This is a genomic window from Flavobacterium sp. (assembly GCF_027490375.1).
Classification (GTDB): Bacteria; Bacteroidota; Bacteroidia; order Flavobacteriales; family Flavobacteriaceae; genus Flavobacterium.
Genome location: NZ_JAIXYH010000060.1, coordinates 58046 through 78701, shown reverse-complemented (window position 1 = coordinate 78701; position 20656 = coordinate 58046). Strand labels below are relative to the sequence as shown.

Below are 20656 nucleotides of genomic sequence, written 5' to 3'. Positions count from 1 at the left end.
TGCCGGTTTAAACTGTCGGCTGCAAAAATAAAACAATCATTCCGACGAGAAAAATGTAAATATTTTATTTTTAACGAATCAGAGGAAGTTTTTATCAAAAGTGAACGGCAAGAGATCTTTTATCGAGTCGGATTTGAAAATAGCGCCTTCCGCACCCATAAAAAAGAGCTCGATATTATTGTTTGCGAGCATTTCGTATTCTGCAAGCGACTGCCGGCAGGCACCACATGGCGGTATGGGATGCAGATTATCTTTATTTTCGTTACAGGCAGTCACAGCAACTGTTTTTACTGCCACACCTGGATATTTTGCACCGGCATAAAAAACCGCCACTCGCTCGGCACAGAGTCCGCTGGGATAAGCTGCATTTTCTTGGTTAGAACCTGTAACAACCGCGCCGTTTTCGAGTAAAATAGCAGCACCCACTCGAAATTTTGAATAGGGTGCGTAGGCTTGGTCGCGGGCAATAATAGCTTCTTGCATTAACGATGCAACGTTGGCTGGCAATTCAGACAGGCTTTCATAAGTTGTGAACTCAAGATGTACGCTTTGTTTTTTCATAAAGTTCGGAGGAAAAAAAATCCAAATTCTCAATTTTTGAAAATTTGGATTTAGTTGATATAGTTTTTCTTGTTCTAATATTCGTCGTATTGATCACCAAAATTAAACGTGAGTGAGAATCGCAAGGTGTTTTCTAGTGGATTTCGCACGCGACTCGCTGAAAACAGATACGAAACATCTATTTTAACAATGTTGTATTTGAAACCTGCGCCAAGAGAAAAGAACTTACGTGCCCCTTTGGTTTCGTGTTCGTTGAAATATCCCAATCGCATGGCGAAGCTATCTTGATACAAGTATTCTGCCGCTGCTGAATAGGTGAATTCCCGCAATTCTTCCGCAAAACCGTCGGGTGCATCTCCAAAAGATTTGAAGATTCCATCAACCCAACCAACTCTGCGATATTCTTCATTTGTAAGCTGGCGTTCTTCATTGCTAATTTCACCATCTCCATCTAGGTCTTTTGGAATTTGAGGAGTTGGGACCAAGAGCTTTGTTAATTCTAAACTTACCCCTACTTTATTGTAATCGTCGAAGATAAAATCGAAACCGCCGCCCATTCGCAAATTCGATGGTAAGAAGTTTGTGCTCAAATCATCCGAATCATAACTAATTTTTGGACCTAAGTTTTGGAAGTTGAAACCTGCACGCCATCTTCCGTTGAAATCGTTGTATGCTAATTCTTCCGACTGATAGTAACCTGCAATATCCACAGCGAATGATGATGCTGGCGAAGCATCTCCGGTTGCGTCCTGAATTCTCAACATCGAGCGAATGTAACGCCCGGCAACCGACATCGAAAAGCGCTCGCTGAGTTTTAAGGCATATGAGCCATCGACTGCCAACTCGTTCGGAGTGACAACTCTTCCCGGATCGTCGAAAGTTTCCTGAAGAACAATATCTCCGAGTCCAAAATAGCGCAAAGAACCCGCGAAAGCAGCGCGTTCTCCGATGCGATTATAGTATGTAACTTGTGCTAATGCTATATCGTTAACTAAGTCGGTAAGATAAGGAGTATAACTGGTCGAAAAACCTTGCTTATCAATAATGAAAGCATATTTTGCTGGGTTGTATTGCTGCGAAAACGCATCTGGGGAAGTTGCCACACCTTGATCGGCTAAACCTGCTGAGCGTGCATCGGCAGCAACAAGTAAAAAGGGAACTCCGGTCGTTATCACTCGGTTGTCGTCTTGCGCAAATCCTTTGAACATTGCCAACAAACCTAGTAGCCATACTGATTTTCTTTTCATTCTAACGTCTGGAATTATATGAAACAAATATAGTTTTTTTCTAAAGGATAACAAGTTTCTCAATTTTTTCGGCTGTTTTTCCCGCAGTTTTGGATCTTACGGTCAGTTTATAGATATAAGTTCCTTTTCCGATTTTATCTCCAAAATCGTCGCGACCGTCCCATGTAATGCTTCGACTCAGGAAACCTTCGGTGTTAATTGTTTGGCTTTTTGTCCAGACTACTTTTCCCGTTATTGTCATCACCTGCACTTGTACATCCAAATCTTCAAAAGGCCTGTTGTGAGTGAACCAAAACTCGGTATAGTTGACAAAGGGGTTGGGATAATTAAGAACATTTTTTAATGTAAGACTTTCGTCGCCAACAACTACAAACTGAATTTCTGCGGAAATCGGATTGTTGTAAACATCCCAAGCGGTTACCTTGATGGTGTGCAAGCCCGGTGCTAAATTTGAAAACGGAAATCGCAAGCGTCCGCGTGCATAATTATTTTCATCGGCTTCGTAATAATCGTTCATGATAAACGGCTTGCTTTCATCGTTATCGAGAATCGCAATGATATCATGCCCAATACCGCTAGCCGTATTAATACCGTTTTCATCTTCAAAAATTGCCAACAAAAACGGACTATCATTAGTTATTCCGCCATTGACAAAGGTTTCGTCATTCATAAACAAACGCACTTGAGGCGGGGTGTTATCCACCGGAGGGTTTGGATTTATTCCACCTACTCGAATAGACGTATTTACGCCTGTTTGATCAATGGCTTGACCCGTTCTTTTGGCGTAAAAACTAATTCTTCCGTTCCCTACAGGAACTCGTATGTCGCGCGGAACAATAAACTCAACATCAAATTTTCCGCCGCTAACACTTGCATTCCCTCGGAAGATTGTCTCGCCCAGATTCATATAATCTAAAACAATCAATTGCCCACTGCTGTTGGTGGTTCCATCGTTTGCCAAAGTAGATCGTTCTATATCTTTATCGTATACGGTAATACTTGCGTCGCCAATATACGTATTAAGTAAGGTATTGCCGCTTTCATCGCGAACCTCTCCAGATAATTTTACCTTAGAGAGTGCTTGAAAATCTACAATCCCGTTTTGAATCGGTGTATCGTTTACTTGCGTTAAAACGATGGTTGGTTTAGGAATAGCTAATTCTAGCGCCGGATCTCCGATGTAGAAAACCATCAGCGGATTACTCGACGAATCGTTTTTGGAATTTCGAAGTGCTTCTGCAATAGAACTTAAATCGTTAGTTCCGTATCCATAAAGGTTTGAAGCAATTTCTTCATTAATGCGCTGACCTGCATCGATGGTAATCTGGCGTGTGGTGGTGAGCAAAGAAATAGCACCTCCTGCTGGATTCCAATACATAAATTCCCCAGCGGTAGGTCGGCCTGGATTGTCAAACCTAGTAAACTCGCATGTTATCGTTACAAAAAGCGGATACTTATAGCGATTCGTAAGGTTTTGAACATCTGTTTTCTCGAGAATACGCTCGTGTGCAAGTCCATCTTCACCTCCATGTCCAAAATAGTTAAACACAAGAGCACCTTTGCCGAACTCGTTAACAAAATCGGTTCGTGCTTTCGGATATCGATCGCCACCTGCAGAGCTTTCTTGTATATAGCTATCGGTATGAATTTTTGTTACGTTAACAAAAGGTTTTGCTGCTACAATATCTGCCGCTAATTCATCGATGCCCCGCTGCAAACGATCCTCTACAGCTGCATCAACATCATCAGAAATTAGAACAAAATTATTCCGCCATCGGCCATACGACTTTGTGTCGTAATATTCAATCACCTTGTTAACCATTTCGGCTGCTTGGGCGAGCGAGTTTACGGGCATTCTTCCTACTGCTACATCCAAGCCGGTTGCTGCTGCAGGATTCATATTCCCTTCCGATTCATCGAGCAAAACAAAAAAATCGTCGGAAATAAAAGATGAACTCAGCGAAAAGGCATCTACAGCGTGAAAAATAGGAACGAAATTGGTGTTGTTTCGGATTCTATTTAGAGGATCGTAGGAAGCATCCCCGAAAAGACAGAGATACTTGAGTCGGTTTTCGGGCGAGGAAGCGTTGTGATATACATATCTAATAAAGTTACGAATTGCGCCTATGTCTTGCTTTCCGCCACCAAATTCGTTAAAAATAGGCTCTAATTCGACAACCTTAACGTTTAGTCCGTTTTGTAAACGATGAAAATTTGCCAATCGTTCAGCTTCGGATATGAAAATTTTTGGACTTATTATTATGTAATCAATGTCTTTAAAATCGGCTGTACCTGAATTGAATATGGTTCCTTTAAGGTTTTGATTGACAACTCGGGCATTAGAAACACGTTTCGGACTGAGAAAGTTTTGTTCGTCGACAACCAAAAATCTTGGATTATTAGCGGTTTCAAATTTAAAATTAAGGGTGTTTTGAGCCGCTGAATTTGCTATCGTTTTTATGTTATAAATGTCGCTTATATCCCAAATTTGTTCAATACCTGAAGCATTTGCTATAGAAAATTGCGCAACAGGTTGACTTGAAGGTAAGTTATCTATCCAGAATCGATAAGAGGTATTATTCCCGGTAAGACGCGCTTTTGCTCTGATAATGATGTAGTCTAAAAATCCTCTCGAACCGGGCACACCGTTGTTGTCGAACTCAACATCTACAGTCATTGTCTGAGCAGCTGGCGCGGTGAACGTGCTGTTACCGGCAAATCCTTGCAGTGTCGTGCTATTCGCTACAGTCAAAGCATTTAGATTTATGGTAGTCCCCGCTGCGCCATTAACTGTGAAATCAAATTTTGTTGTAGTAAAAGCCGAGGAACATGCTGCGACAGTAATTCGCGCTTCGCTTCCCGAAACCAATTCGGGAAGTTCAAATTCAAAGGAACGCTCGTTTTCTACGGTAAAATCTTCGCCGAACCACCGCCGGCCGAGACGAGCAACATTTACTAAATCTTCTTCATGAAACAAATAAGCATCGTAGCTGTCGTAAATCGTTGCAGGCTCTGCTTCCGGTTCTACGAAAGTGGAAACGCGTTTACCTTGTCCGCCAACCGTTATATAATAGTAAGCTTCTTTACTGTATAAATTATTATGAGTTAAATTCTCTAAATTCCAATTATCAACTCCTTCGCCGTAAAACAAAATGTAATCCGTTGCATCGAATTTCCCGTCTGCTTCACCAGATACATAGATTGCATTTTCTGCCAGATCGATGGGATACTCCACATTGTTTCGCAAGGGAAGCATACGACCTCCATTGCCATAAATTCGAATCTGTCGAGGATCGATTTGATTCACCTTTATACCTAATTGCTGTAAAAATGTGCGCGAAATGCGGTAAAGACCAGACTTTTCAACAGCGATTTTATACCAAGTACCTGAGGACAACACCGAATTTTGGATTCCTACAAAATTAGCGGCGGAACGTTCTTGCAAAATTTGGCGTGCCTTTAGGCTATATGAAAACGACCTTAAACGAACGGGAGTTCCGTTTAAACGAGCTATTGCGTTTACCTTAATTCGGGCTTTTGATTGATTCCTTGCTTGGCTAACAAAAAAGTTTGCTCGAAAACTGTCGGGCAAAACAACCTGACCTAATGTTGCCAGTTGGATAGTAGACAGCGGCTCGGTGACAATATTATCAAGAAAGACTTCATATGAACCCGATGGAACATCCTTTACAATATGAGCATACTCTATTAAATGCGTTTCGGAATCAAAAGAAAAATGTGTCGCATCAAAAGCAAGCGGACTCAAAAGACTACCCGTGGTGGGATCGAAGCGAGGTTCCGTCCATTTAATGGAAATAGAACCATTTGTTTGTGCAAACAAACGGCAAGAAACGACTAGCAACAGAACAAGAAATGTGCGCATTAGTAGGGAAACGTAAACTTTTGGTAAATATTTCGGCGGTAAAAATAAATTTAAAATACAGGGAAAAACAATAAACAGATGCTTAATTCGTTCTAAGGTTGTGCAGATTTAAGAAAGCACTTGCAATTGTTTAAAAATGTGTTGCGATATAAGACTTAATTATTATATTGCGCTCCAAAATTTTATTACCTGCTGAACGTATGAAAATAAACAAATTTCCGGCTGTACGCTTGATTTTGTCGACGGCACTTGTATTAGCTGCTGCTAGTTGTAGCAACAATTCCGGAGGAAAAAACACTTCTTCTGCTACAGGATGGAAGCTAAATGACAAGCGAGGAGGATTTCAAGTAAACACTAAGTACAAGAACCAACAAGCCGCTCCTGGTCTGGTACTCGTTGAAGGTGGAACTTTTACTATGGGTAAAGTTCAAGATGATGTGATGCACGATTGGAACAACAGTCCGAATCAGCAGCACGTTCAGTCATTTTACATGGATGAAACGGAAGTAACCAATTTAATGTATATGGAATACCTAGATTGGTTAAAGAAAGTTTTTCCTCCAACGGAAGACAACTACAAGAACATCTACGAAGGTGCTTTGTTAGATACTCTAGTATGGAGAAATCGTTTGGGCTACAACGAAACAATGACGAATTATTACCTTCGTCATCCTGCCTATTCGAACTATCCAGTAGTAGGTGTAAATTGGATTCAGGCTACTGAATTTGCAAAATGGAGAACTGATCGTGTTAACGAGGCACTTCTTGAAAAAAATGGCTATTTGAAAAAAGATGCTAAGATATTGAATCAGAGCGCAGAAAGCACTTTCAGCACAGATACGTATCTTGCAGCTCCAACGAAAGCATACGGAGGAAATGAAGAAATCGTTCTAAAAGGTAAAAACGGTAAAGCGAAGCCAATCAAAACCAAAGGTTCAAAAGGACAACCGGGTGAAACTAAAGAGCCAACAAATATCTACGCTCAAATTAGCTCTGGTATCATGTCTCCAGAATACCGACTTCCAACCGAAGCGGAATGGGAATATGCAGCAGCCTCAGATGTTGGAAATCGCGAATACAACAATTATAAAGGACAGAAGAAATATCCTTGGAAAGGCACTTACACACGTTCGGGAACAAGAAAATTCCGTGGTGATCAGTTAGCAAACTTCAAACAAGGAAAAGGTGACTACGGTGGAATTGCTGGTTGGTCTGACGACGGAGCAGATATTACAAATGCCGTTAAATCTTACCCACCAAACGATTTTGGTTTATATGATATGGCAGGAAACGTATCTGAATGGGTTGCCGATGTTTACCGTCCGATTGTAGATGATGAAGCGAATGACTTTAACTACTATCGTGGTAACGTTTACACAAAGCAAAAAATTGGTGACGATGGAAAAGTAGAATTAGTTACGCCAGAGAACATTAAATACGATACAATTAGCAATGGAAAAATCCTTGCAAGAAATTTCCCAGGCCAAATCGCTACTGTTCCTGTTGATGATAAAGAAACCTACTTACGTCAGAATTTTGACAAAAGTGACATGAGAAATTACCGCGACGGTGATAAGCAATCTACTCGTTACTTTGACTTCGGAAATTCTGAAGACGACGATAAGAATAAAGATACTAAGCGTATGTACGACTCACCAAAGCACAACGTTACTGTTGACAGCCTTGGACAATTGAGCAGAAAATTTGATAAATCGAGCAAGCGTACCACTCTAGTAAATGATGATGTTCGTGTTTTCAAAGGTGGAAGCTGGAGAGACCGCGCCTATTGGTTGGACCCTGCGCAACGCAGATACTTCCCTCAGGATATGGCTACAGATTATATCGGGTTCCGTTGCGCAATGTCGCGCGTTGGACCAAAATCCGACAAGAAAAAAAGAGCAAGAAACTAATAGTTAAAAGCACTGTTTTAAAGTAGCCGATTTCACAAGAATCGGCTACTTTTTTTTAGTATTTTCACCCATTCAAAGCAAGATCCCTTCCGACATGTCGATTTCAGATTTACATCAAATTTTTCTTGAATCATCAGGTATTTCAACAGATACTCGCAAGATTCAACCTAGCTCCATCTTCTTTGCCTTACGAGGTCCTAATTTTGATGCAAATAAATTTGCTGCTGAAGCACTAGAAACTGGCGCCTCTTATGTCGTTATCGACAATCCAAAATATATATTAGATAACCGAACCCTTTTAGTCGATAATTGTCTAATCGCACTACAACAACTGGCGCACTATCATAGAAATTTTCTTGGTATTCCGATTATTGCACTAACAGGTAGTAATGGAAAAACAACAACTAAAGAACTAATTCACAGCGTTCTAAAAGAGAAGTTCAACACTAAGGCAACAGTTGGTAATTTAAATAATCATATTGGTGTTCCACTAACTCTTTTGTCGTTCGACAGAGAAACTGAAATCGGGATTGTTGAAATGGGCGCTAATCACCAAAAAGAAATTGAGCAACTCTGCCGAATAGCTGAACCTGATTTTGGGTACATCACTAATTTTGGGAAAGCACATTTAGAAGGCTTTGGCGGCATCGAAGGTATCATCAAAGGAAAAACCGAACTATTCAAGCATCTGCTTTCGCGACAAAAAACAGCATTTATTAATGCCGACGACCCTATTCAAGTACAAAAGTCGAACCATATAAAAACTGTTACCTTCGGAATTGAAAACTCTAAAGCCGACATTCAATTCTATAATCTAGCTAACGAAACGGAAGTAGGTGTAAGGTTACGCGATCAGAAAATTGTATCTAAGTTAGTTGGCAGGTACAATATTCCAAACATTTGCGCTGCCATTGCGATTGGTGTATACTTTGAAATTCCCATTGAAAATATAAAAGCAGCCATCGGACAATACACGCCAACAAACAACAGGTCGCAAATTATAAAAATCGGTAAGACGGAGATTATTTCAGACGCCTATAATGCGAACCCCAGCAGTATGGAAGCTGCTTTACGAAATTTATCTGCTTCTAAAGCATCTAGCAAACTCGCTATATTAGGAGATATGTTCGAATTAGGCTCAGAAAGCAGTGATGAACATGCTAAACTTCTTTCATTGGCAGCCCAGCTCGGACTTCCGACGGTGTTCATTGGACCCACTTTCTCGCTGGTAAAAGGTTCCCATGAGAATCAATGGTTTTATTCTAGTTTCGATGATTTTGCCTCACATTTTGATCAAAACGTTGCCGATAAATTAGTGTTGATAAAAGGCTCACGAGCCATGGCATTGGAGCGCGTTGTACCAATTATCGAAAAAATGAATCAAAAAACCAACTAATTTGTTCAATTCATTTAGTAAAGAATAAGCTGCGCAAAGTAAAATTCACTATTTTTACGGTAGCTCGAGAAGTACCCCCAATTATCAAAGCTGTCGCCATGAGGTATGTGCTGCTTTTTTTATTACTAGCTGCTAAAAGCTACAGTCAGCTTACCGCATTCACCGTTGACGTAACGCCGGTTGCAGAAACTTGCCCCTCTAACGGAAGTATTTCTATTGTTGTAAATAATCAAACTGCTGGCAGTAGCATAACTTTTTTTATATACGAACTGCCTAACACAACTAATCCAATAGATCAGTTTACTACTTTACAACGCGGTTCACTAAGTGCTGGAAACTATCGATTAACAGCCGTTCAGACGCTTGGAAACGAGCAAAACTCAGCTAGTGAAGATTTTACTATTGTGGAACAGTTAACCGAACTGGAGTTTTCAATAACACAAAGTGTAAGCAGCTCTTGTAATTCAAATGCAGGCGTTTTAACTGTCGATGTATCTTCCGGCAATCCACCTTACTTGTATGATATTATAAGCGGGCCTATCATATTTCCGCAACAAACTTCAAACGTTTTCTCTGGCTTACCCGCAGGCGAGTTTTTAGTAAGAGTTACCGACTTATGCGGATCCGATGTATTTGAATACACCTTAACACTCCCATTAAACCAGATAACCATTGGTTTGAATTCTTTACCGCTAACGATAAATTCCTGTACTTCGACTACTTCCACCAATGCACTAACGGCTGGAGAAGGAACCACCATAATCTATCCATTAACCGCAACCTACACGATCAACTATCCAACGGGCACTGTGGTTGTTTCAACCGTTATTTCAAACGGACCATCTGATGTTTTGGAAATCAGCCGCGATTTTGAGCTCTTTCCTGGTGTTACTTATACCTATGACCTGCAAATAGTTGACTCTTGTAACACCATATTTAATAGTAACGGAAATGAAATAGCATTTGATCCCTCTGCGGCACTAAGTGGCGAGCCTAACGAATGCTTGCAAGATAATTTGATATTAAATGTCAGCAACATATCTCCGCCCTATTTTGTGAATTTTACAGCTGCTCCACCCACTTTTGTCCCTACCGATTTTGTTGCAACATATCCCGGTCCATTCACCAACACGGGCATTACCTTCGGAGATGAAACAAGCTTGCCTCCTCCCGGAATCTACGAAGTATCTATTTCAGATGCCTGTGGGCGAACTGCAACGGCGCAATACGAAATAATCGAAGAAGAAATTGAACCAGAAACACGAGCATCTAATGGAAATTGCAATACGGGTACAGGAACAGTTAGAATTTCCCTACCACAAGATCGCGAAATTGTACAAGCAATCATGGTCAGTGCTCCTGCTGCGTATCCTAATCCCGTTCCAATTGATGTATCAGGGAATATCATTTCTAGCAGCGGAGATTTAGTTATTACAGGCCTTCCCATTGGAACTTACGATTTTACCTTAGTAGATAATTGTGGAACCGTTTACGATTCTTCCGACGTTACCGACGCCACAATCCAGCCCTATCAACCGCTTGCTCTCAATGCAGCCGTTGCACCTAGCTGCAGCAGTGGCTTCGGAGCGGTAAGAATCCGTTCCGGAAATGGCTCCCTCACAAGTTTACAAATTATAGCTGCTCCTGCTGCCTACCCTTTACCCTTGCCAGCTAATGTTAGTTCATTAATAACGAGCGGAACTGCTTTTTTACCCGAATTACCTGCGGGCGATTATGTATTCGAAGGAGTTGATGTTTGTGGTGTCACGCAAACAATCAATGTTACTGTTGTTGGCTATGTTCGCGGAACTGCTAACTATATCTATGAACAAAACTGCGGTTCTTTTAATCTTACCGTAAACGATACAGGGAGTATTTTAGGTAGTAATTACTGGTGGCAACGATTCAATCCTGCGGAACAAGTCTGGGAACATCCACTTACTGGTGAAAATTATGTCGAAAACACCGACTTAACCGAAAACAATGCCATTGCTTTAACTAACGGAGAAGTTCTTTTAAACCAGTCAATTATAGGGACATTCAGAATCATTAAGGTATTTCAAAGCTTCAATAACGGTGTTTTCTATTGTTTAGAAGTTTTTGATCCTTTTACATTTTCAGGAAATCTTGAAGTAGTTTCAGTTTCAAGTATAGAGTGTATAGAAAATGATCCAAATAAAGACGTTTTGATTCAAGTTAGTGGAGTTCCACCCTATAATTTTAGTATTCAAGCAATTGACGGCGTACCAACTGTCATTGATAACGGAACAAACAACATCTTTCAAAATCTCAGTAATGCTATTTATGATTTTGAAATTGAAGATTCGTGCGGAAGAAGGATTTTTTATTCCGTAAACGTAAATTCTCTCGCGCCCGTTGCCTTAGCAAATACGCCAACCACACCTCAAATCCTAGCATGTACAAACCCAGGAATTACAACTGGAATCGCTTTCGATTTAACAACCTTACAACAAGAAATTTTAGGCAACCAGACAGCCGGATTATATGAAGTTAGCTATTTCGTTGATCCGATTGAAAGAGATAGTAATATTAATAGAATAGAAACACCAAATAACTTTCTAAATACCTCAAATCCACAAACCATTTATGTCCGTGTAGATAATCTAAGTACGGACATTTGTTACGGAACAACAGAGTTATCGGTCAATGCTATAGAAAACCCCATTTTGCTGCAACAACCCGAGCAAACTATCTGTGAAAATGGAACCGATGTTTTTTTGTTTGCTGAAAGTGGTTTCGACGGCTATTTGTGGAGTACGGGCGCAACAACACAGTTCATCCGCGTATCTGAAGCAGGAACCTACACAGTTACCTGTCGTAATAACCTTGGCGATTTATTTTGCGAAAGCAGCGTCGATTTCTTGGTAACAGCATCATCTGCTCCTACGGAACTATCTATAGAAACATCCGACTGGACCGAAAATCAAAATTCTATTACAGCAGTGGCAAGCGGTAGTGGCACTTACGAATACAGTATTAATGGTGGTCCGTTTCAAAGCAGCGGCAGCTTTACGGCGCTTACTCCAGGAGTTTATAGTGTAGTAGCTAACGACATTTTTGGTTGTGGAGATTTACGACGCGACGTGGTACTTCTAAATTACCCGAAATTCTTCACCCCAAATGGCGACGGCTTCAACGATACTTGGCACATAAAAAATGCGATTTTTGAACCGGGAATTGAGATATTCATTTTTGATCGATACGGAAAAATTCTGACTTCACTGCAATCTGATAGCGAAGGTTGGGACGGTACGTACAACGGACAAAATATGTTCTCCGACGACTATTGGTTTCGCGTGGTTCGCGCAGATAAACGAATTCACCTCGGACATTTTACCTTGAAACGCTAAATCTTTTGTAAAGCAGTATAGATAATTGAACTAGACCCAAGAGTAAAAACGCTGCTCCTAAAACCTGCTTCAACGAAAATGTACCGGTAAATGTGCCACTATTTAAATAACTAAGGCAGAAAATAAACGTTAACATGCCCACGGTAGTTCCTATTAAAGTGCCACCCAAATAAAAGCTAAATCGATCAAGCTTTGTGTCGGCGAACTTGGAAGAAACCACGTAAATGTTCCAAGCTACCCAAAACGGCACCTGAAAAAAATTTAAACTACTTAATAGCACTCCTCTTTGAAACGAACCGAAACTTTCGAAAGGATTTGCTGTTGTAGTTTGTGTTTCCACAGAAGAAAACAGCAAGGAACAGCCGATAGCAATTAAAAAGAAATTCGAAAACAACTTCAAAAAAAACTGCAACCGCTGTTGCTTACTCAACGCAGCCGCAAAATAGAACGTGCTCGAAATTACTAGGGCTTCAATGAGTATAACTCCAGCAATAAAGGCAAGTAAATCGGCAATTCCGATTTTTGTATAAATCGAAAATCCTACAAGATTTAAGTATCCAAGCGGAACCGACCCTATAAAAGAGATGACAAATCCGGCCAGTAACGCTCTGAGTACTTTCATCAAAAATTTTGGATGGTATGATTGAGCTTGTTATGCATGCGTAATTCTGCCATGCCTTCGCGAAACGTAAGGTATCGAAAACCGCGTTTGTGATTCATCCTGGAAATACGATACATGTATCTGAAATGTCGGCACAACTCGTTCCAAGCAAAGAAAATCCCGTGCTTCGGATCGTAAATATGTGTCGGTTCACTACCTGCACCATTCACTTCCACAAACATAAAATTTTTCCCCGCTTGTAAATCGGCTTTTGATTTAAACATCACATCAATTCGTCCGAAATAAAAATCGGGCATTTGCTTTACATATTTTTCAATACCCAAACACATTTCAGTTGTAATCCAATCCGAGTAATCGTAAAATTTCGATCCACGAGCGTGATTCCCAAACGGAACAATAATTTTTCTTTCTCCAACTTTTAAAACCTCTTGCAAATTAATCGCACCTTGCCTTTTAATCGCCGAAAGTTGCATCGCAAAACGTAAATTCTTCAGCAATAATTGTTCGATAGTCGATTTCCCATCACCAACCACAGTCATAAATTCTTTACCAACAATTCCGGTAATGCGCCCGTTTTCTTCGCCAGGAAAGCGCACATAAAAGATTCCTACCTCACTGCTGTACGGAATCAGATTTTGTAAAATGTATTTGAAGTCGGCTTGTTGGTGATAATTCAACCATTGTTCCGAATTTTCCAACTTAACAACGGCCGATCCACGCAAACCCATATCGGGCTTGGCAATGCACGGAAACACAATGTTACTGCGCTCTCGTTCGGCATTGCAGCTATCGAAATCTGTCTCCGGCGAAACTAAAATCGTAGTCGGATACGCTTCTTGGGGTAACTGATCGTAAATGTCTTTCTTACTTTCGTTCAAATAACCGCCGTTCTTGATATTCGGATTACAGGCATTAAAGAAGAAAATGTGCCGTTCGCGCAAGGCATAAAATGCCCATTGAAAATAAATGGGAACATAAACCACCTGAAACGGCCAATATTCCCAATTGAATAGTTTATGAAAAAAAATGCGGATTTTAAGCAACGGATATCGGGTTTTCTTTGTTTTCGAGCAAATCAACATACTTCATTTCCAAACCTTTATCGGTTTCTACTAATTGAGTAATGCTTATGGTTTGCAGTTGATTTGCGCGCTTCATTACAATACCGTTTTGAGAATTACCGGCATTTTTCAAGTTGTGGAATTTGAAAATGGTATCGGCATCGGGCTGCGGATTCCTTTCTAAAAACTCAGCAAACCAACTTTCGCGTTCCAAACGGGTTTCGGCATCGTACAAGGTAGCCGAAGAGTAAATATGGTTGTCGTTTCTCGATAAGGGTTTTAGAAACTTCTCGAAACCGTTCCAACGAAATTCGTGTAAACTGCCGTTTTGATAAATGACTAAGGTAAAAGGCTCCACACGATCGAGATCAATCGAATCGATAGCGGAAATAACATCTTCTTGAATCAGTAATTCTAGGACAATCAAACCTCTACTTAGTCGATACGGCGGTTGGTGTTTGTGCTTTTCAAAGGCTCCATTTAATAAAACAATGGCTTTTTGCTGGGTATCGGTAGCAAACCAAGTTCCGCCTGCGGCAGGATCTTTCGGAAAATACACCGATTTCCCTTTCACTTCGTAAAAACGCGGCGTTTCGGCACGACGATAAGTAACCTCGTCGCGGTTCGAAGTGATAATTAATTTATTGTTTTTGGAAACAACTGTTACTGTGCACATTGCTGTCGGTAAGCTATGGTTGAGCGTGCTACGCCAAAACTTTCAGGAATGTCGATATTCTTAATTCCGAGTAGCGCCACTTTAATCAAGGCTTGATGATGTATGCAATGCTCGTAATTGTAGAGCAATTCGCGTTGATAATTCGTAGCGATGTTCAGGTTCTGCCCGTCGACGGTTTGTACCAACGAAAGCAACTTATCTTCTTTTAGAAGACTTACTTTCAGGCCTTTAATTGCCTCGATAGCTGCTGCAACCGAGGTTTGAAGCAATAAGTCGCGTTTGCGATTGTCGTAATGAACCTCGGCCGTGATATAGGCTTGCTCCAAACATTGAAACATCTCGATAATATGGCGGGTATGTTCGCCTATGGTCGCTTCACTTAGAGAAGTATTTCTCGCAGTGTAGGCAACGTTATCGAGCTGTTCCAAAACAAACAGCAAATTATCAAGTCCGGCGTCAACAGCAGAAAACATCATGAGTTACATTTTAGTTTCAATCCTTTTTACGGGATATCTAAATACAAAGAAAGAACAAACAAGAACAATTACCGCCAAAATAAACAAAAATCCGCCGTCGTTTTGCACTTCTAGTCCTAAAACAAATATATGCGAAAAAACCGCGCCAAACATAGTTCCACCTGCAAGTAATGCGCCCCAACGCGAATATTTACCTGAAATTAGCAAAATAGCCGCAATCAATTCAACAATACCTGAACCGATACGTCCGAAGGGTTCAACACCCAACTGTGTGAAAATCCAAACACTTTCTGAGGCACCCGAAAATTTGAAAAACAAGGTTTGCAATAAAATGCCAGCTGCGGCAAATCGGGCAATGTGGTAAACAATTTTACTTTTCATTACTGATTGATTTTACGCCAATTTGCATCAGCTTTGGTTTTCAAATTCTTTTCATCCTTATTCCAACTTTTTAAGGTATTATTGAAGTACGCATTGTAAAACAAATACAATTTCCCGTCTAAAATCTTAAACGTCTTTACATCAACCTCAACCTTTTCGCCAGTAGCGCCCATCGCATACGCACACCAGCCGCCGTATTGTGGAACGTACTTTTTTGCATCGGCTAGAAACAATTTTTGGTTTGCTTCCGACTTAAAGTAATACGTTACCCCGCGAAAAGACGCTTTAAATTTAGCATCGCCTTTCTGCGGACCGCCGTTCGAGAAATACGAAACCGGATCGTAGCCTTCCAGCGCCAAGCCTTTTTCAACATTGTAATTCGAAATTTTGTCAGCGCTTTGCTGAGCGTAGCTAACAGCCATCCCGGCTACCAACCACAATAGTACCATACGTAATTTCATTTTGTTAGGTTTTAAAGTTGAAGCAAAGTTGCGGCAACTCACAAAATGAAAATGTCGGTTAGCCGACACTTGCCACTAATTTCTTAAAATTAGCGTAATTCGGAAAAGTAATTTCTTTGCGGTTATAGGTAATAACGCCCGTATTTTCAAGCTCCGACAGCAATTGAACGGCAGTTTGCCGCGACGAGCAAATAATTTGAGAAATATCGGCCTGTGTCAGGAAATTCTCCAAGGTAACCGCCGCACCTGTTTGTACGCCGTCTTTTTCCGACCAATCGTTTAAGAAGTATAACAAGCGTGATTTGGCATCTTTTCGCATCAAATTTTGATAGCTGTTACGAATCCGACGCATTTTAAAGCCAACGAATTTGGTGTAACTGAGCGCTAATTCGGGGTATTTGAGCAATAAGTTCTCGAAATCGGCTACGGTAAAGCTGCAAATGAGCACTTCGTCGGAAAGCACTTTCGCTTCTGAGGTATAGGTGGTATCGGGTTCCAGCGTGACGGCGCCAAACAAATCGCCGCGTTCGAGCAAATCTTCAACCGATTCGTTGCCCGCTTCGTCGGTTACGGTAAGTTTTATACGTCCTTTTTTAAGTAGGAAAATCCGCGGTTCTTCGATTTCAGATAGGCGGATAATTTCGTTGTGCTTTGCTTTTTTAAAACCCGTGATGATACAGAGTTGTTTGATTTGCTCGTTTTTAAGCACTTGAAACAACTTATGGTCGCGCAGGTACCAATATTTTAGTGTATCACTCATGTGCTAAAATTACAAGTTTTGTTGAATTGAAAGAAAGAATTTTTAACAACTGTTTTTTATTTTTTTGGGCGTTCCGGCGCCTCAGTACTGGAAAGACGTTTCAGGCGCCGTCGGGTCTTTCGCTGCAATTGGTTTTTTGCCCGACGCGGATCAAAAAACAAGATTTCCGCTACAACCCCTAACGCGGGGAATGTGCGCAAAAAGCGATCGTACGAAAAAAGTACCTTTACAATCAAAAATCGAACATGATATACCGAAGTTGGAGATGCTGGCGGTTTTCAGCGAACACAGCTTAAAAATTGTTTTCTAAAAAATTCCGTAACGCGATTTCAATTTTGGGGCGTTTGTCAAACTAGTCATAAAGTTGGAGAGTGTGCGGAACGAGGAAGCTGCCAGTTATCATTTTATCGTGTAACTTACGCTACGTCCATTTCCTTGCTTTTCAATCAGCTCTTTTTTAAGCAACTCGGACAAGATTCTTTTTACAGTTGGAGCTGGAATCGCCAACTTTTCGGAAATTTCTCCAGATTGTATGTGCGGCCGATTTTGAATAACAGTATAAATAGATTTTTCTCTGGACGAAAGTTGTGTTTCCAAACCGCTTTTTTGCAGTTTTATCATTAGTTGCGATTGTATATTCGACAAGCAATTCAAGAAAAATAGTATCCAATCTGTCACATCTTCATTTGGGCGTTGAGCCTGACAACTTCTAAGCGTTTGGTAGTATTCGTTTTTTCGACTTTCAATTTCGTGTTCAAGACTAACGTATTGTATCCACTTATATCCGTTTTTGAGTAGCAAAAGTGTTGAAATCAAACGGCTTATTCTGCCGTTTCCGTCTTGAAAAGGGTGAACGCTCAGGAAATCATATACAAAAGTTGCTACCTTGATTAAAGTGGGAACTTCCATTTCATAATTATACCAATCAACTAAATTCCTGATGGCATCTTCGGTAGCAAATCCCGCTTCAGTGGTTTGGAAAATGATTTGTCTTGTACCGTCAGGATATGAGGCTTCAACTGCGTTACTATGCATCTTATAATAGCCTTTATGCCATTGGTCTTTGGCACTGTATCTCATCAAACTATTGTGTAAACTTTTGAGATGATTTTCTGTTACGTTGATGCTTGCATGCGATTCCGAAATCAGATCCAATACTTCAAAATATCCGACTACTTCCTGAGAATCTCTATCCGTAAGTTTGCTAATATCAATTTCTTGAAGTAGTGCATCAACTTCTTCATCACTCATCTTGTTGCCTTCAATACGGTTTGAAGCCCCAACGCTACGAACGGTTGCAATGCTTTTCAGTTCTTTGAGACTCCCACCTTCTCTACGTTCAACAGCAGTCCAATTTGCATCAAAACGGTCAATTTCACTGATCAAGTTAATCAGTTTCCAGTCAATATTCAATTTAAAGTTATAGACTCTGCTGCTCATTTCGATACGATTTGATACGCAAAAATACGATTATGATTCGAAACGGCAATTAAAAATCGATACGATTTGATACGTTTATATTTGATAACGAGACGAAAGAAGTACTTATACTCACTCATAACTTTTTTTGGGCGTTCCGGAGCCTCAGTGCTAGAAAGCTGTTTCAGGCGCCGTCGGGTCTTCCACTGCAATTGGTTTTTTGCCCGACGCGGATCAACAAGATTTCCGCTGCAACCCTTAACGCGGGGAATGTGCGGAGCGCTATCTACTAAAAGACCACGACCATACTATCTCTTATTCAACCTGCGAAGTTTATGGATGTTATACTTTTTACCGAGAAGTTCCTCATTACTTTCTTTACGCTGCTGCGAATCCCTTTGATCGCGCTTTTTTATGAATGATTTTCTGAAACCAGCTGCAAAAAAGAACAGGATTATCCCTAAGCAAATTGTGCCCGTACCGTTTAAAGTACCCGCTACCAGCCCACCTTGTTTATTAAAAAACCAGCCCGAATCTTCCACCGAAAATACTTGTATCACCACTCCTAAAAACAAAAGTACAAGTGCAGTGGCAAGCGTTAACTTATATAGAACTTTTGTTGTTTGCATCGGAGCAGTTGTAAAATTGTATTGAAAAAAAAATCAGAAGGCACTCTAATTTACAAATTGCAAATTAGCCAATTCGCGCCCCACTTCATTTAGGCCATTTAATATGCGCGTCGTTTGCTTGCTCGAAGGTTTTTTATGGCCGTTAACATAGTGCGAGAATAACGTGGGATTCATGCCAATTCGCTCGGCTAAATATTTGGAGTTTATGACGCGATAAAATTGAAAAAACTGTTTGAAATCGATTTCTAGTTCGATGTTATCGCTACTCAAGTTGTGAGAATCTGCTTCAAAGGCAAGCTCCAAGGCTTCGAGTAGGTTGTTTTGAAGCTCGGTCATGGTTTTTCCCGTTGTAAAAACAGGCAAATCGTTTGAGAATGCCGAAAATCCGGTTGCTGTTTTCTCAACAATAAATTTGTATCTCTTTTTCCGTTTCATGACTATTTCTTTCGAAATTAATTAATACCTGCTTCCTTAAGAATTCGTTTTTCCAAGCCTTTAGCAATTTCATTACTAACGCTATTTGGCATATACAGGAATTACAAAGTAAATAAAAATTTACCTGAAAATTACATTAAAGTAAATAAAAATATACTTTTTGTTGTTTAGGATGTTTGATGCAGCGCATGAAAAATATAAGAACACTGTGCTTGGAGGATTGTTCTCTGCTTTTGTGGAATAATCATCTGCAAACTACTGTTATTGGCCAAATATCCGAAGGGATTTAAGCTCAATTTTTCTAACGAACTCATGTTATAAATACATCTGGCACTCATACTTTTTAGATTAATTTCAGAAAGTTTTTGTCGATTTCCTGAAGCTTCGTTTCATGTAATATTCATAGCCCCAATTACCGAATAATCCGATCCCTGCAATAAGTAAAATAGCGATTCTAATTTCAGAATTTTCGATATACTCTTTTGCGAAGAGATAAACCAACAACAGTACACCGCTAAGCGTGTTTATGGTATTTACCAGCCAAAGTCTTTGCCCGTATATGGAGTAGTTGAGCCAATTTTTGAAGCTGTCGTTTTTGGGATCACTTTTTGTAAGATACTTATAAATAGGAGTGGATGTTTTATAGTCTCTGAGACGGTACGAAGCCATACCTTTAAAATGCAAAATTCCGTTATACCACTGATCTTTAAGTTCCTCGGCATTAAATCTAATAAGCTCACTGTCGATAAGATTTAGATTTTTGGTTGCAAAGTCAACCGTCTCATTAAACCGATCTTTTTGATAAACTGCATTTAAGTACTGCCAAACTATTTCGATGAAAAGTCGAAGATCTTCTTTGTCTTTAAATGTCTTGATGTTATTAAGCGTGAGACTGTTTTTGGAATAAAAGTCGATGGTGTGTTCCGGTGCGCTTTCAAAGTTGAGCTTTAGATCGTTGTATATTTTCTCGATATTATTTGTCATAATCGTATGTAAATCTATAACAATTTATATCGACTCTGCGCTAAGATACGTGAGAGATTGCGGAGTGACAATGACACCAACTACAAAAGTACCCTTTGCTTTTTAAACTCAAGACGATATTCCGGAATAAAAATGCTGGCGGTTTTCTACGAACGCGACTTTTTATCGTTTTCACTACTAAAATCCGTGATTTGATTTCAAGTTTAGGATGGTCTAAAACTAGCCTTGAAGTCGGGAGGTTTGGGGAGTAGCTTCAAAGTCGGGAGGGTTTGTGATGCAGGGGTAACCTGTCTTGTAATTAATCTTACCCGAAGATACATTTTTCCACTAAACTTTATAACGTATTTCCCAGCCCCGGTTGCAGCGGCAGCCCGGAGAAAAAGA

At 40.3% G+C, this 20656-nt stretch carries 17 protein-coding genes; 3 read left to right on the top strand and 14 right to left on the bottom strand.

Annotated features, from left to right (window positions below; all coding sequences use genetic code 11):
* Positions 1-78 precede the first annotated feature (78 nt).
* From cdd to porU, 3 genes are all read right to left on the bottom strand, one after another.
* Positions 79-561, bottom strand: coding sequence for a cytidine deaminase (cdd, locus tag Q0064_RS08135; protein ID WP_298146959.1), 483 nt, complete (start codon positions 559-561; stop codon positions 79-81).
* Between the two features lie 74 nt (positions 562-635).
* Positions 636-1808 (bottom strand): type IX secretion system outer membrane channel protein PorV, encoded by a 1173-nt coding sequence (gene porV / locus Q0064_RS08130; RefSeq protein ID WP_298146957.1) that lies wholly within the window; start codon positions 1806-1808, stop codon positions 636-638.
* A 40-nt stretch (positions 1809-1848) separates the two neighbouring features.
* A complete protein-coding gene (gene porU, locus Q0064_RS08125; protein WP_298146954.1) occupies positions 1849-5691 on the bottom strand; it encodes a type IX secretion system sortase PorU in 3843 nt (1280 codons plus the stop codon).
* Between the two features lie 200 nt (positions 5692-5891).
* On the opposite strand from porU, the gene gldJ reads away from it, so the two are divergent.
* The 3 genes from gldJ (at position 5892) to Q0064_RS08110 (ending at position 12368) form a co-directional block, all read left to right on the top strand.
* Positions 5892-7601: a gliding motility lipoprotein GldJ gene (gene gldJ / locus Q0064_RS08120; protein WP_298146951.1), complete on the top strand. Its 1710-nt coding sequence runs from the start codon at positions 5892-5894 to the stop codon at positions 7599-7601.
* Positions 7602-7695: 94 nt separating this feature from the next.
* Entirely contained in the window at positions 7696-8997 is a 1302-nt protein-coding gene (gene murF, locus Q0064_RS08115) for a UDP-N-acetylmuramoyl-tripeptide--D-alanyl-D-alanine ligase (protein ID WP_298146948.1), read from the top strand.
* Positions 8998-9095: 98 nt separating this feature from the next.
* Complete coding sequence (locus Q0064_RS08110) at positions 9096-12368, top strand: T9SS type B sorting domain-containing protein (protein ID WP_298146945.1); 3273 nt, start codon at positions 9096-9098, stop codon at positions 12366-12368.
* On the opposite strand, the gene Q0064_RS08105 is transcribed toward Q0064_RS08110, so the two are convergent.
* The 11 genes from Q0064_RS08105 to Q0064_RS08055 form a co-directional block, all read right to left on the bottom strand.
* Positions 12352-12990, bottom strand: a complete 639-nt coding sequence (locus Q0064_RS08105; protein ID WP_298146942.1) for a hypothetical protein — start codon at positions 12988-12990, stop codon at positions 12352-12354. The genes Q0064_RS08110 and Q0064_RS08105 overlap by 17 nt on opposite strands.
* Positions 12990-14033 carry a D-alanine--D-alanine ligase gene (locus Q0064_RS08100; protein ID WP_366094982.1) on the bottom strand — a complete coding sequence of 348 codons (1044 nt, stop codon included), beginning with the start codon at positions 14031-14033 and terminating at the stop codon, positions 12990-12992. The genes Q0064_RS08105 and Q0064_RS08100 overlap by 1 nt, the downstream gene beginning before the upstream one ends.
* Entirely contained in the window at positions 14026-14727 is a 702-nt protein-coding gene (locus Q0064_RS08095) for an NRDE family protein (protein WP_298146939.1), read from the bottom strand. The genes Q0064_RS08100 and Q0064_RS08095 overlap by 8 nt, the downstream gene beginning before the upstream one ends.
* On the bottom strand, positions 14715-15203 hold the full coding sequence (locus Q0064_RS08090) for a DinB family protein (protein ID WP_298146936.1): 489 nt from the start codon (positions 15201-15203) through the stop codon (positions 14715-14717). The genes Q0064_RS08095 and Q0064_RS08090 overlap by 13 nt, the downstream gene beginning before the upstream one ends.
* 3 nt (positions 15204-15206) lie before the next feature.
* Positions 15207-15584, bottom strand: coding sequence for a DoxX family membrane protein (locus tag Q0064_RS08085; RefSeq protein WP_298146932.1), 378 nt, complete (start codon positions 15582-15584; stop codon positions 15207-15209).
* Positions 15584-16045, bottom strand: coding sequence for a YHS domain-containing (seleno)protein (locus Q0064_RS08080; RefSeq protein WP_298146929.1), 462 nt, complete (start codon positions 16043-16045; stop codon positions 15584-15586). Before Q0064_RS08080 ends, Q0064_RS08085 begins: the two co-directional genes overlap by 1 nt.
* A 58-nt stretch (positions 16046-16103) precedes the next feature.
* The gene (locus Q0064_RS08075) at positions 16104-16805 is read right to left on the bottom strand and encodes a Crp/Fnr family transcriptional regulator (protein ID WP_298146926.1); all 702 of its coding nucleotides are present in this window, start codon (positions 16803-16805) and stop codon (positions 16104-16106) included.
* Positions 16806-17204: 399 nt separating this feature from the next.
* Positions 17205-18245, bottom strand: coding sequence for a Fic family protein (locus Q0064_RS08070; protein ID WP_298146923.1), 1041 nt, complete (start codon positions 18243-18245; stop codon positions 17205-17207).
* 287 nt (positions 18246-18532) lie between these two features.
* A complete protein-coding gene (locus Q0064_RS08065; protein ID WP_298146920.1) occupies positions 18533-18853 on the bottom strand; it encodes a hypothetical protein in 321 nt (106 codons plus the stop codon).
* Positions 18854-18898: 45 nt separating this feature from the next.
* Positions 18899-19288, bottom strand: a complete 390-nt coding sequence (locus Q0064_RS08060; protein ID WP_298146917.1) for an XRE family transcriptional regulator — start codon at positions 19286-19288, stop codon at positions 18899-18901.
* A gap of 354 nt (positions 19289-19642) precedes the next feature.
* A complete protein-coding gene (locus Q0064_RS08055) occupies positions 19643-20272 on the bottom strand; it encodes a hypothetical protein (RefSeq protein WP_298146914.1) in 630 nt (209 codons plus the stop codon).
* Positions 20273-20656 lie beyond the last annotated feature (384 nt).